Raw genomic sequence first — 13,252 nt, 5'->3', positions numbered from 1 at the left:
CTGAAGAATGGTCATTGGTATTTTGCCTTTTACTTGTAAAGATGAATAAAGGCTTGCTAAAGACCAAACCGATAAAGCGATTAATTTATCTGTAGAAATCTATTTCTGGCAAGTAAATGAAAAAGAAGAAATAGGAAGCACTCAAATGAAGTCGGTACTTTGTCATCAAGCAACATTGCAAGTAGTAGACCAACCGAACTTAACACCTGCAAAAGGGCAAGTTTTATTGGAAGTGGTGCGATGCGGGATCTGTGGTTCAGATTTACATATGCAGCACCACTGCGACCACATGCATGATTTGGCTGCACGTGTCGGATTTAATGGTTTAGCCAAGTCTACAGACCCGTTTGTACTAGGACATGAGTTCTGTGGCAAGGTTTTGGATTATGGTCCAAAAACACGCCATAAATTTAAAGCCGATACACTTGTCTGTGCAATGCCTCTTTTAAATGTAGATCAGCATGGTTATTTATCTACAGGGCTTTCTCCAAATGCTTCGGGTGGCTATGCCGAGCAAGTATTGGCTCAATCGAGCTTGATGTTTGAAGTACCCAACGGTCTAGATGCCGATAGTGCTGCCATGACTGAACCTATGGCGGTTGCATTGCATGCTGTTCGCCGTAGCCGTGTGAAAACTGGTGAACCTGCAATTGTGATTGGCTGTGGTCCTGTCGGGTTAGGTGTCATATTAATGCTTAAAGCAGCTGGGGTTAAAACTGTAGTTGCCAGTGATTTTTCACCAAACCGACGTAAGCTTGCCGAGCAATGTGGTGCGGATATTGTGGTAGACCCTAAAGAGACATCGCCATTTGCCAACTGGAAAGAGTTTGGTTTGCTTGGCAATGTTTCTGACGCAATTAATATGGGCATGGGGCTGTTTGATAAGTTGCAAGCAACTCGCTTACCGTGGTGGCATGGATGGCGCATGATTGATAAATTAGGTGCTCTGCCAAAACGTCCTGTTATTTTTGAGTGTGTGGGCGTACCGGGTGTCTTGCAGCAAATTATTGAAGGTGCACCTTTGTTTTCCCGAATTGTTGGGGTGGGTGTCTGCATGCAAAGTGACAAAATCGAACCAGCACTTGCGATTAATAAAGAGTTAGAAATTCAGTTTGTGTTGGGCTATACACCGCTTGAGTTTAGAGATGCGCTGCATATGATTGCAGAAGGTAAAGTGAACTGTTCACCGCTAATTACAGGTGTTGTTGGCCTAGAAGGTGTTACGAGTGCATTTGAGGCATTACGTGACCCTGAACAGCACGCCAAAATCTTGATTGACCCAAAACGTAGTGGTTCAGACATTCAATTGATGAGTCATTAATTCAAAGTCATTTACACTTAACTAAAAAGATTGTGATTTGATTAATCACAATCTTTTTTATATTTATAGATCGCAATATGTGGCATAAATCAAAGCTGCTAAGCTAATTGGTATTACTTTTTAACTGCTCTAACTCTTGGTAAATCCACTCAACAAATTTTTGAATAGTCGGTGAGATGTCTTGGCTCGAATGAATAAGGTAATACTTTCGGCTACCTTTTAATTTTTTATTGGAAACAATCACCAGTTCCTTTTTTTGTAATTCAGACTCAATCAACATTTGTGGAATTAAGGCCATTCCCATGTCATGGCTTGCAGCAACCGCAAGCATTGAAAATAACTCATGGCGTTGTCCATCAAAAGGCTTCGGGTGTTGCATCTGATGGGTTAGAAACCATTCTTGCCAAATGCTAGGCCGAGTGGTTTGTTGAAGTAGGGGGATTTTCAGTAAATCTTCAGAGCTTAAATCATAGGTATTTTCATTGATCATGACTGCATCTGGAAAATACTTTTCGATGAGTTTTGGTGAGCATACAGGTACAATTTCTTCATCCATTAAATAATGTGCTTGTATACCGGGCCAGTGGTCAATTTGCTGCTGAGTACCTGCAAAAATAGCAGCATCAAAAATATTATCGTTAAATAAAAAAGGCTTGGTACTGGTTTCTAAGTGAACCGTAATTTCAGGGTGTTTTTGATTTAAAAGATGAAGCTTGGGTAACAGCCAGCGTGTTGCAAAGGTAGGAACCACACCTAATTTTAGTGTGCCACCTAAACCTTTATGAGAAATCACATCGGCTGTACATTTCTCTAGACCTAATAGGTAGGGTTTAATGCTTTTAAAATATTGTTGGCCTGCAATGGTGAGTTCAACGCCATGCCGAGTACGTATAAAGAGTTCAACGCCCAAGAAATCTTCTAACTGCTGAATTTGGCGCGAGACTGCACTTTGGGTAATACATAACTCTTGGGCAGCATAGGTATAACTTAGATGTTTTGCTGCACTTTCAAAGCAAATCAGGCCCTGAATGGATGGGATACTTCTTCGCATAAATAAATCCTTTTATTTGTCGTCATATTTCAAAACAGCATATGACCTAAATGCAGAGAGCAGAGTTTAGTATAAAAATAAGCCATTTTTAATGAAATACAACGAATTAAATATCTAAATTTAATGCATCTTATTTTAAATATGCGTAAGTCGCATATCTGCATGAACATTTATCATTTGATTACTGCATTTTTCACGCATAACATCGAGTTAAATAAAGAAGATCAAATCAAGCAGAGGATGCGATGAATCACATGGTGACAACAAAAAAAGCAAAAGTTCAATTTAACTGGCAAGACCCATTTTTAATTGAGCAACAGCTTACCGAAGATGAGCGCATGATTCGTGATGCTGCTCACGCCTATTGCCAAGAACGTTTGCAACCACGTGTACTTGAACAATTTCGTCATGAAACAACAGATCCATCTATTTTTCGTGAAATGGGAGAGCTCGGCTTACTGGGGCCAACCATTCCTGAGCAATATGGCGGCGCAGGTTTGAACTATGTGAGTTATGGTTTGGTTGCGCGTGAAATTGAATATGTCGATTCGGGTTACCGCTCTATGGCGAGTGTGCAAAGCTCATTGGTCATGGTTCCGATCCATGAATTTGGTACCGAAGAGCAAAAGCAGAAGTACTTACCTAAACTAGCTACGGGTGAATACATTGGTTGTTTCGGTTTGACCGAACCTGACCATGGTTCAGATCCGGGCAGTATGATTACACGTGCTAAAAAAGTTGACGGTGGTTACCGTTTAAGTGGCGCAAAAATGTGGATTACCAATAGTCCAATTGCCGATGTATTTGTCGTTTGGGCAAAAGAAGTTTCTGCTGAAGGTAATGTTGGCGATATTCGCGGCTTTATTTTAGAAAAGGGCTGGGAAGGTCTATCTGCACCTGCCATTCATGGCAAGGTCGGTTTACGTGCCTCAATTACAGGTGAAATTGTAATGGATAACGTTTTTGTACCTGAAGAAAATGCATTCCCTGAAATTCGAGGTTTAAAAGGTCCATTTACCTGTTTAAACAGTGCGCGTTATGGTATTGCATGGGGTGCGATGGGGGCTGCCGAGTTCTGCTGGCATACCGCACATCAATACACCATGGACCGTAAACAATTTGGTCGTCCGTTGGCTGCAAATCAGTTGATTCAAAAGAAACTCGCAGATATGCAAACTGAAATTGCATTAGGCTTGCAAGTAGCTTTACGTTTTGGCCGTATGAAAGATGAAGGCATTGCGTCAGTTGAAGGCACATCTCTAATTAAGCGCAACAATTGTGGAAAGGCGCTTGATATTGCTCGTATGGCGCGTGACATGATGGGTGGAAATGGGATTAGCGACGAGTTTGGCGTAGCACGTCATTTGGTTAACCTTGAAGTCGTAAATACCTATGAAGGTACACATGACGTTCATGCCTTAATTTTAGGTCGTGCACAAACAGGCATCGCAGCATTTAGTAACTAACTCATTCATTTAAAAGATAGAGGTGTTCTTTCGAGAATGCCTTTAGGGATTTTTACGCAAAAATTTATGGAAAATGACAAGATTCATCGTAAGGATACTCATGTAAAGATGTGCCTCTGTGTACTTAAAACTAAATGTAAGGTGATGAAAATATAGAAGATTAAGTCATACAGAAAACATAAGTAGGCTACCGATGACTCATTTGGGAAAATGAGGAACTAAATATGAACAATGACGTTCAAGTAATATCGAAAGAATTAAGAAATACATTTCCAAGTAACCTTGGGACATACGAAAAGATTGGACCAAATACATGGAAATGGGCGTTGTTATTTGCCTATTTTGCAATGGTGGTCGATGGCATTGATATTATGCTGTTGTCTTATAGCTTGACCAGTTTAAAGGCAGAGTTTGGTTTAAGTACCTTTCAAGCGGGTGCCTTAGGCAGTGCTTCTTTGGCAGGTATGGGTATTGGTGGTATTTTGGGTGGCTGGGCATGTGACAAGTTTGGTCGTGTACGAACCATTGCCAACTCAGTTACTTTCTTTTCGGTAGCGACGTGTTTGTTAGGCTTTACGCAAAGCTTCGAGCAATTTATGGCTTTACGTTTTATTGGTGCTTTGGGTATTGGAGCACTCTATATGGCTTGTAATACCTTAATGGCTGAATATGTGCCAACCACTTACCGTACAACAGTTTTAGGTACGTTACAGACGGGTCAGACCATAGGTTATATTGCGGCAACCCTCTTAGCTGGCGCAATTATTCCAGATCATGGCTGGCGTGTTTTGTTCTTCCTGACTGTAGTGCCTGCTTTCGTTAATATTTTCCTACAACGATTTGTGCCAGAGCCAAAATCTTGGCAGCTCACCAAAATTGAAAGCTTACAAGGCAACAGACAGACTAAAGAAAGAGTGGTGGCTGAAAAGCCGAAAAGTAGCAGTATCTACAAACAAATCTTTAATAACTTTAAGCACCGTAAAATGTTTTTGTTGTGGATGACCACAGCATTTTTCTTACAGTTTGGTTATTACGGCATTAACAACTGGATGCCAAGTTATTTAGAAACAGAAGTACATATGAACTTTAAAAACTTAACCAGTTACATGGTGGGTTCATATACTGCAATGATTCTAGGCAAAATTTTAGCGGGTTATCTTGCTGACAAATTTAATCGCCGTGCTGTTTTTGTGTTTGGAACAATAGCCAGCGCCGTGTTCTTGCCAATCATTATTTTCTTCAATACCCCTGACAATATTCTGTATTTATTGATCACTTTTGGCTTCTTATACGGCATACCATACGGTGTGAACGCGACCTATATGGCTGAAAGTTTTTCAACCGATGTGCGCGGAACAGCCATTGGCGGTGCTTATAACATTGGTCGTGTCGGGGCTGCTATTGCACCAGCTACCATTGGTTTCTTAGCATCGGGTGGAACTTTTACCATGGCCTTTATTGTGATGGGCGCTGCGTATTTTGTTGCGGGTGTATTGCCGGGCTTATTTATTAAAGATCGTCAGTACGATCCACAAAGACAATCATAAACAATGACAGGGAGGTGCGTTAGTACCTTCTAAAAAGATAAGGGTATCGTTATGGGTGCATTACAAGGAATTCGGGTTTTAGATTTAAGTCGTGTACTTGCAGGGCCTTGGTGCGGGCAAATCTTGGCAGACCTCGGTGCAGAAGTGATTAAAATTGAACGTCCTCGAGTAGGTGATGATACCCGTATGTGGGGTCCACCATGGATGCCCGATCAAGACGGTAACATGACCCGTGAATCTGGTTATTTCCAGTGTACGAATCGCAATAAATATTCGGTTGCGGTAGACATAACCACATCCGAAGGTCAGGCCTTAATTTATGAAATTGCAAAGACTGCCGACGTGGTAATTGAAAATTATAAGACAGGGTCTTTGGCTAAATATGGTTTGGACTACGCGTCATTAAGTGAGTTGAACCCGAACATTATTTATTGTTCGATTACGGGTTTTGGACAAGATGGTCCACGTGCGGAAGAACCCGGTTATGATTTTATTATTCAGGGTATGTCTGGCTTAATGAGCATTACTGGTGAGCCTGATGATGTGGCAGGTGGTGGTGCGCAAAAGGTTGGTGTGGCTGTGGTAGATATTCAAACTGGATTGTATTCCACCATTGCCATTCAAGCGGCACTGATTGCACGCTCACACACAGGACGCGGTCAGTATATTGATATGTCACTCCTTGATGTACAGGTCGCGGCACTGGCAAATCAGGGAATGAACTATTTAGCTTCGGGTAAAGCACCACAGCGCATGGGTAATCAACACCCGAGTATTGTGCCGTATCAAACTTTTAAGGCTAAAGATAAAGAGTTTATTATTGCTTGCGGTAACGACAAGCAGTTTAAAGATTTGTGTGTTGCGATTGGTTATTCAGAGCTGCTCGAAAATGAAAAGTTTGTCCGTAATCAGGACCGCGTAAAGTATCGAAATGAACTGATTCCTTTATTGTCGGAGCACTTTTTGCAGAAAACTGCCAAAGAATGGGTTGAGATGATTCATGCTTTAAAAGTACCTGTAGGTGTTATCAACTCTATTGAAGATGCTTTGGCTGAACCACAAATCGTACATCGCAACTTGGTGGTGAATATTCCTCATCGTTTAAATGAAAACTTCCAAACCATTGGCTCACCCATCAAACTGTCTGATACTCCAGTTGAATATCATCATGCGCCGCCAGAACTTGGTGAACATACTGCTCAAATCTTATCGAGATTTAAAACAGCAGAGGAGCTGGCTACGTTAAAAGAGAAAGGCATTATTGATGGGAAAATTGCTTAAGCTATTGTGGTTTTTAATGTGATTCAATTTAAATGAAAACTGTGATTTGCAATAAATCACAGTTTTTTTATTAAAAAGTAAGCGTTTTAATATTTAAAAATAAGCGGCAGCTCTGGTCTGAAATCATGAATCATTCCTTGAGGTTCATGATCAAAACTAATTTCCATTAAATGCTCCGGTCCATCGGTGACTTCAAAATTATCAAGTTTATTGAACAGTAATGAAGTAGGATGCTGCTTAAGGTTTGGAATAGAAACCTTAATCGCGGTGATTTCTGATAAATCTTTGCTATGCACAAGTGGTTGTTGTTTGTCTTTTACAGCAAGGTCTGGTCGTGAAGCAAATGAAAGGAAGAACCACATCGGTTCAGATACAACAGCATCTTTGGCAACATTTACTTCTAAGCTGGCTGGTAAATAGCTTGGCTTGTAAACCCAATTAGGAAATTTTGCACTGTTATCATCTTTATTTTTAGGGCGAAAACAAATACCAAAAGGGGACGCGATATTATTTTGAGCACTGAGTCGTTCAAAAAGCAGAGTTGGTTTGGTGAGATCGCTTGAGGCTTCTTCTGGGTTATTTAAAAAGATTAATTCGATAAAGCTATTTTTAAAGAAAAAGCGTCTGTTTTCGGTACCTTGACCCGGGTGCTTATTGGATGAACCTTCTGTTAGACCGAATTTTTTTAAAGTTTCAGCTTCGGGAGCGCCTGATTGTACACAAATAAAAATATGGTCCACTTCCATTTTAAGTTCTCATGCTAATGTTGATGAATATTAAATAATTGATTAATCGAGTTTTTCATATTTATAGCAAGTGTTTCATCGAAACCATCGACTAAAAAGCGGCTAATTAGCCCTTCAATCACCGTATAGATCAGCTCAGATAAAGCTTCACCATTTGGCACATTGCAGTTTTGCGCAATCAATACTTTAATCCATTGTTTATGGGCTTTAGAAATAGAAATAATGTCTTGATCATCTTGGTTAGATTCAGCGACAGCTCTTACAAATAAACAGCCCTTAAAAAAATCTTGCCTAAACCAGTTGGTGTGCCAATCCAGAATCTTATTGATGGCTTCTAACCCTGTTGCATCTCCAACATAGCCCAAAAGGCTTTGCTTAAACCGTTCATCACGTGCAACGAGCACAGACTTAACCAGTTGATTTTTATTTTTATAGTACGTGTACATGGTGGTTTTAGAGCAGCCAGATTCATCCCGAATCAGGTCAACACCAACCCCGACAAAACTATTTTCATTAAATAACTTCTCGGCTGTATCTAATATTTTTAAGGCAGATTTTGACATGTGTCTTTTCCAAAAAATAAAATAGTACAGATCTGTACTATTTGAAATTTTATCTATATGCTTTTTAAAAAGCAAATTTTTGTTTGAGGAAAAAACCATGTTCTCGATCTTTTATGGCAAAGAAAAACTGGCTCCGTCGCCCACTAAAGTTGATGTCTTAAGAAGCCTTGTTGGGGGGACGCTCAGTATTTTTATACTTCTGTGGTTGAGTAAGTTCACACATAATATCTTTATCATGGCGCCGTTTGGTGCAACCTGTGTATTGCTCTATACCGTGTCGCAATCACCTTTGGCACAGCCGAGAAATATTATATTTGGACATCTTATTTCGGCTTTTGTAGGTTTGTTTTTTCTAAAATTTGTCGGCGTTTCCATTTTTACAATTGCTTTTTCCGTGGGCTGTGCCATTGCGCTCATGCAGGTTTTTAAATGCATTCATCCACCTGCCGGAGCCAATCCTTTGGTTATTTTACTCACTGCAAGCAGCATACATTACGAGTGGAGTTTCTTAATTTTCCCTGTTTTGGTTGGCGCAGTGTCTTTGGTTTTGGTGGCGATGCTCATTAATAATATTAAAGCGAGTACCAAGTGGCCGATGTATGGCTTAGGAATTTTAAATAGTAAAAAGTAGGTGAGGTATGAAATATTTTGAGCTTAAAAATAATAAAAGTATTCACTATGCCAAGATAGTGAATACTTTTGAATGAAATTATGACTTCTTCGAAATACGCTCTTCGATAGCAAATTTGAGTAAAGAAGCACTGCGGTAAAAACCATGTGCGAACTTTCCAAATGGCATGGTAATAAAGAAAGTCATGACAGTGGCTAAATGGAAAATCAGTAAAAGTGCCATGTAAGGGGTATTGCGAAATACCATGAGTGCTAGCCCTGAAGCGCTAACGATAAGTAGAAGGAAAATAAAGCCTCGATCTACAGGTTTTTGCTCACGGTCACCATGCAACGGATGGCGTTTAAGATTTAAATAGAGTAAGCCAGATGGTCCGATAACTAAACCAATGCCGCCTAAAGTGCCTAAAATCACAGGTAAGCTTAGGTAAGGATAAGGTGCATGTAGGTCAAGAAAATAGTGATATAACGTCGCTACACCTGTAGCTGCAAAGCAGAGCATAAAGCCATAAAACGTCAGGTGATGGAACAGACGGCGGATTTGTGTATAACGATCATCTTGCTCATTACAGCCTTTGCCATGTCCACCATCTAAATATTTAAGCGTTAATACATTTTGAGTGGCTTGAACCAGATCGGGTTTCTCAACTTTGCCATGAATGACTTTAGAAGTTTGTCGCCAGAATTTGCCAATTCCAATGCCGAGCAGAACAATGGCAACTGTAAAGGTCGCTCCAAATAATAGAGCTAAAAAGTTATGCGGGAAAATCGCATAGAAATTACCTTGATAGCCTGCAAACAGGTCGGTACCTTTGTACCACACCACAGCTAACATGCAAAAAAAGAAAATAAGTGTTAACACCGAGACAAAAGGAATACCCACAGATTTATAAAGTCGACCTAAAGGCTGAGGGGTCGCAAACTCTTGGTAAGTTTCTAAACGTACTTGTGCCATCGCTTTTGGAATGTTTACGCCAAACTCATGAGGTGGGGCATACTGGCAAGCGTGTAAACAAGCACCACAGTTATGGCACAGGTTTGCGAGGTAATGAATATCGGCTTGATTAAACTCAAGGCGTTTGGTCATGGCTGCAAAAACAGCGCAAAAAGACTCACAGTAGCGACAAGCATTACAAATCTGTAGGGCTCTTTGGACTTCTTGCTCATGGTCAGAGAGCTGAACAACTGGAATTAGGGCTTTGCTATTAGCATTCATGTTCAACTCCTTGTGAAAGTGCATAGTGGGCGGCATTTTTTCCGGCAATGCGTCCAAAGGTCGTGCCAATCGACATGCCAACGCCTGCGGTATAACCCTGACCAAGTACGTTGCCTGCCATCATTTCACCTGCGACAAACAGGTTGCGGCTTGGTTTATTGTTAAAACGCACAGCCGCATCATCTTCGACTTTTAAACCTAAATAGGTAAAGGTAATGCCGGGTTTAAGGGCATAGGCATAGAAAGGTGGCTGGTCGAGAGGAACGGCCCAGTGGGTTTTATTGGGAACAATATTTTCGGTGGTGCAGTCATCTAAAACGGTATGGTTAAAGGTGCCTTGCACACAGGCTTGATTAAATTCTTCTACGGTATGGCATAAGGTTTTGACATCTAGCCCGATTTTTTCGGCTAACTCATGAATGCTATTTGCTTTTACGCCAGCAAACACAGGTGGCATAAAACGACCAATGGCTTTTGAATCAATAATGGAATAGGCGATTTGCTGGGGTTGTTTAGCAACAAGGCGGCCCCAAATCGCATAACGTTTTGGCCAGAAGTCTTCGCCTTCATCATAAAAACGTTCGGCTTTATTATTGACCACAATTCCCAAGGAAACGCAGTCAATACGAGTACAAATACCACCGTCATATAAGGGTGCGCGCGCATCTACGGCGACACAGTGCGATTGTGATGGATCACCAATAATATCGGCGCCTTGATCTATCATAAATTTAAGCAAGTTGCCTTGATTAAAGCGGGTTCCACGGATAATGAAATTATCGGCAGGCCATTCGCCGTTTTCATTTTGCCCCCATGCTTCTCTTAACCATTCAAGATTTGACTCAAAACCACCTGCGGCCAATACACAGCTTTTGGCTTTAAACACACGGCCATCTTCCGCAATTGCGGCTTCAAAGTGTCCTTGGTTTAACTTTAGATCTTTAATTTTTGTGTTGTATAAAATTTCGATGCCAAGTTCTTGGGCACTACGGTAGTACGCATTAATGAGGGCTTTACCGCCGCCCATAAAAAATGCATTGGTACGTGCAACATGCAAAGCACCCGATAGCGGTGGCTGAAAATTCACACCATGTTTACGCATCCAGTCGCGGCAGGTTGCAGTGCTACGAATGACCAGACGAGCTAAATGTTCATTGGTTTTTCCCGCAGTCACTTTAAGTAGGTCTTGCCAATATTCTTCTTCGGGATAGGCATCGACCAATACATCTTGAGGAGCATCATGCATGCAGCGAAGGTTACGAGTGTGTTGTGAGTTACCACCGCGCCATTCTTTAGGTGCTGCTTCTAGCACAAGCACAGAAGCGCCACTTTCTTTTGCCGTGAGCGCGGCACACAGTGCGGCATTCCCACCACCAATTACAATCACATCATGCATGGATTTCTCCCTTTCTCAGCTAGGGCTAATGTAGCTTTAAAAGGGAAGGCGAAGTGAGAGGCTAGGCTTGAATGGGTGTTTAGTAAAAATAAACACTAACAGCTTAAGTGTTTATGAGTTTCGCACTGGGCCAGCGCTTTTCATTAATCAAGTTTGCTACACAGGCACGAATCACCACTTTCGTAGCTAAAGTAGCTGGCGAGAGTTCTTCTTCAGAGAGACTAATTAAATAGTTAATACGCTCAATGGCAGGTTCTACAACGCGTAGCAAACACAAGTCTTGCCTTGAGTTTAACGATGCACCCGCAGGTTGAATGGTTGCCATTTCCAGTTGGCTGATGCTTTCCATTAACAAATGTAGTCCATCAATTTCATAAGCCACTTTAAGCTGATGAATTTTCTGTTCGAGCAATAAACGCAGTCCATGTCGTTGACTCGGTAAAATCAGAGGAAGTTCTTTAAGCTGCGAATGAGTAATGGTCTGAGTATCGATACAGCTTTCAAGATGGTACTCACTCAGCACTTCTTTAGGTGAGATTAAAAACATCTGTTCTTTGACTAAAGGCTGTATGGCCCACTGTGGGTCAACATCATCACTAAAGATGATGGCAACATCGAGCTGCCTTGCATTAACCAAGGCTTTGAGGTCACCCGATAAGCCTTCGATTAAACGGACTTTAATGTCGGGGTAACGATTTCTCATGAGTTTTAAAAAGTGCGTGCCAATAACTGCTGCAACACTCGGCGAAAAACCGACGGTGACGTGGCCACTTAAACGTGAAGAATGCGCAGAGTCTACGGCATGGTCTAGGTGTCTAAGTGCCAGTTGCACTTGTTGAAAAAAAGCTAAGCCCGCAGGGGTAGGAACCGTACCCAAAGCGGTACGTTGTAAAAGGCGAATAGAAAGCTCGCTTTCTAATTTTGAGATTTGCTGGCTTAATGCAGAAGTTCCAATATCGAGATTTTTTGCAGCTTTACCCAAGCTTCCTGACTCGATCACTGCAATAAAATACTTTAATTGTTTCAGTTCCACGGCAAATACTACATTAACCTTTATGGATTAATTCTACACTGGTTTGTCGCTATAGTTTTTACTCTATTGCTTTGAGTAAACTGGCAATAGAGTAAAGGCAACATCACCTCAAGATGTTGCCTTTTAGAGCTTTTATTCTTTAACCTGCTCAAGACCCTGTTCTTCAATAATTTGTGTTGCTTGTGGCGATTTCACAAATTTAATTAACTCTTTTGCGACTTTTGCATGTTCCGAGTTTTTACCAATGCCTGCCGCAAATACCGTCACTTTTTGATACGGTGCAGGGATTGGGCCGACTAATTCAACTTGTCCATATTTGCCTGTAAAAGGTTTGATTTCACTAATTTGCTGGAAACCAATATCAAACTGGCCTTCGGCGATACGTTTTGCAACGCGGTCACCAACTACTTTTTCTGCCTTACTTGAAATTACTTTGTACTCGACAGGCGGGAAGCTTGGGAAAACATCTTTTTCAAGATGCGTACCGCTCGCACTTGCTGAATAGCCGATATGCTTGGCATTTAATAAAACTTTTTCAAATTTTTCTGCAGAACTAATATCTGGCTTTGGTGCCCCTTTAGGCACAGCCATGCCAATGCTTGAATTCACTAAAGCACTTTGTGAATTTGGGTCTACATAACCCTTTTCTGCGAGCTTGCTCAGTTCAGGAGCAGCCAAGACCACCACGTCAAAACGTTCACCACGATCGAGTCGATTTGGAATTGCAGTTGGTGATGCACCCATTGATGAACCAGACGAGAGATGCACAGTATGGCCTGTTTGTTTTTCAAATAATGGAATGAGTTTTTCCATAGATGAATAAAAACCACCTGAGCTAATTACTTCTATAGTATCTGCGTTAGCAAGAGTTGAGCCTAAGCCAGCACTAGCTAGGCAAATGGTCATGAAGATAGGGGACTTTTTCATAGTATCTCGCTTTAATGACAGGAGAACACAGTACGGAGACGTAAGATCTGCCGTACTGTTCATTAAAATTTCAGGTTA

General features: G+C 41.2%; 12 protein-coding genes. 5 read left to right on the top strand and 7 right to left on the bottom strand.

The window, feature by feature from the left end:
• The first annotated feature begins 145 nt into the window (after positions 1–145).
• A complete protein-coding gene (locus tag H7R46_RS15175) occupies positions 146–1,321 on the top strand; it encodes a zinc-binding dehydrogenase (RefSeq protein WP_005071199.1) in 1,176 nt (391 codons plus the stop codon).
• 103 nt (positions 1,322–1,424) lie between these two features.
• Here the strand turns inward: H7R46_RS15175 and H7R46_RS15170 are convergent, their stop codons facing one another.
• Positions 1,425–2,372 carry a LysR substrate-binding domain-containing protein gene (locus H7R46_RS15170; protein ID WP_005071195.1) on the bottom strand — a complete coding sequence of 316 codons (948 nt, stop codon included), beginning with the start codon at positions 2,370–2,372 and terminating at the stop codon, positions 1,425–1,427.
• A gap of 245 nt (positions 2,373–2,617) precedes the next feature.
• Between H7R46_RS15170 and H7R46_RS15165 the strand changes: the two genes are divergently transcribed.
• The 3 genes from H7R46_RS15165 (at position 2,618) to H7R46_RS15155 (ending at position 6,666) form a co-directional block, all read left to right on the top strand.
• Complete coding sequence (locus H7R46_RS15165) at positions 2,618–3,838, top strand: acyl-CoA dehydrogenase (RefSeq protein ID WP_005071193.1); 1,221 nt, start codon at positions 2,618–2,620, stop codon at positions 3,836–3,838.
• A 224-nt stretch (positions 3,839–4,062) separates the two neighbouring features.
• The gene (locus H7R46_RS15160; protein ID WP_005071191.1) at positions 4,063–5,385 is read left to right on the top strand and encodes an MFS transporter; all 1,323 of its coding nucleotides are present in this window, start codon (positions 4,063–4,065) and stop codon (positions 5,383–5,385) included.
• A 51-nt stretch (positions 5,386–5,436) separates the two neighbouring features.
• On the top strand, positions 5,437–6,666 hold the full coding sequence (locus H7R46_RS15155) for a CaiB/BaiF CoA transferase family protein (protein ID WP_005071189.1): 1,230 nt from the start codon (positions 5,437–5,439) through the stop codon (positions 6,664–6,666).
• A gap of 86 nt (positions 6,667–6,752) precedes the next feature.
• Here H7R46_RS15155 and H7R46_RS15150 read toward each other — a convergent pair whose 3' ends face one another.
• Positions 6,753–7,412: a VOC family protein gene (locus H7R46_RS15150; RefSeq protein WP_086260924.1), complete on the bottom strand. Its 660-nt coding sequence runs from the start codon at positions 7,410–7,412 to the stop codon at positions 6,753–6,755.
• 14 nt (positions 7,413–7,426) lie between these two features.
• Entirely contained in the window at positions 7,427–7,975 is a 549-nt protein-coding gene (locus H7R46_RS15145; RefSeq protein WP_005071185.1) for a TetR/AcrR family transcriptional regulator, read from the bottom strand.
• 97 nt (positions 7,976–8,072) lie between these two features.
• On the opposite strand from H7R46_RS15145, the gene H7R46_RS15140 reads away from it, so the two are divergent.
• On the top strand, positions 8,073–8,606 hold the full coding sequence (locus tag H7R46_RS15140) for an HPP family protein (protein ID WP_005071183.1): 534 nt from the start codon (positions 8,073–8,075) through the stop codon (positions 8,604–8,606).
• Between the two features lie 78 nt (positions 8,607–8,684).
• On the opposite strand, the gene tcuB is transcribed toward H7R46_RS15140, so the two are convergent.
• The 4 genes from tcuB to H7R46_RS15120 all read right to left on the bottom strand — a co-directional run bounded on the left by tcuB (position 8,685) and on the right by H7R46_RS15120 (position 13,174).
• Positions 8,685–9,818, bottom strand: a complete 1,134-nt coding sequence (gene tcuB, locus H7R46_RS15135) for a tricarballylate utilization 4Fe-4S protein TcuB (RefSeq protein WP_005071180.1) — start codon at positions 9,816–9,818, stop codon at positions 8,685–8,687.
• Complete coding sequence (gene tcuA / locus H7R46_RS15130; protein ID WP_005071178.1) at positions 9,808–11,214, bottom strand: FAD-dependent tricarballylate dehydrogenase TcuA; 1,407 nt, start codon at positions 11,212–11,214, stop codon at positions 9,808–9,810. The genes tcuB and tcuA overlap by 11 nt, the downstream gene beginning before the upstream one ends.
• Positions 11,215–11,317: 103 nt before the next feature.
• Positions 11,318–12,247, bottom strand: a complete 930-nt coding sequence (locus H7R46_RS15125) for a LysR family transcriptional regulator (RefSeq protein WP_005071175.1) — start codon at positions 12,245–12,247, stop codon at positions 11,318–11,320.
• Positions 12,248–12,379: 132 nt separating this feature from the next.
• A complete protein-coding gene (locus tag H7R46_RS15120; protein ID WP_005071173.1) occupies positions 12,380–13,174 on the bottom strand; it encodes a substrate-binding domain-containing protein in 795 nt (264 codons plus the stop codon).
• Between the last annotated feature and the right edge of the window lie 78 nt (positions 13,175–13,252).

It is taken from the genome of Acinetobacter sp. BEC1-S18-ESBL-01 (assembly GCF_014169935.1).
Taxonomy (GTDB): Bacteria; Pseudomonadota; Gammaproteobacteria; order Pseudomonadales; family Moraxellaceae; genus Acinetobacter; species Acinetobacter pittii.
The sequence above is the reverse complement of the archived record's forward strand: the minus strand, read 5'-3'. Positions and strand labels throughout refer to the sequence as shown.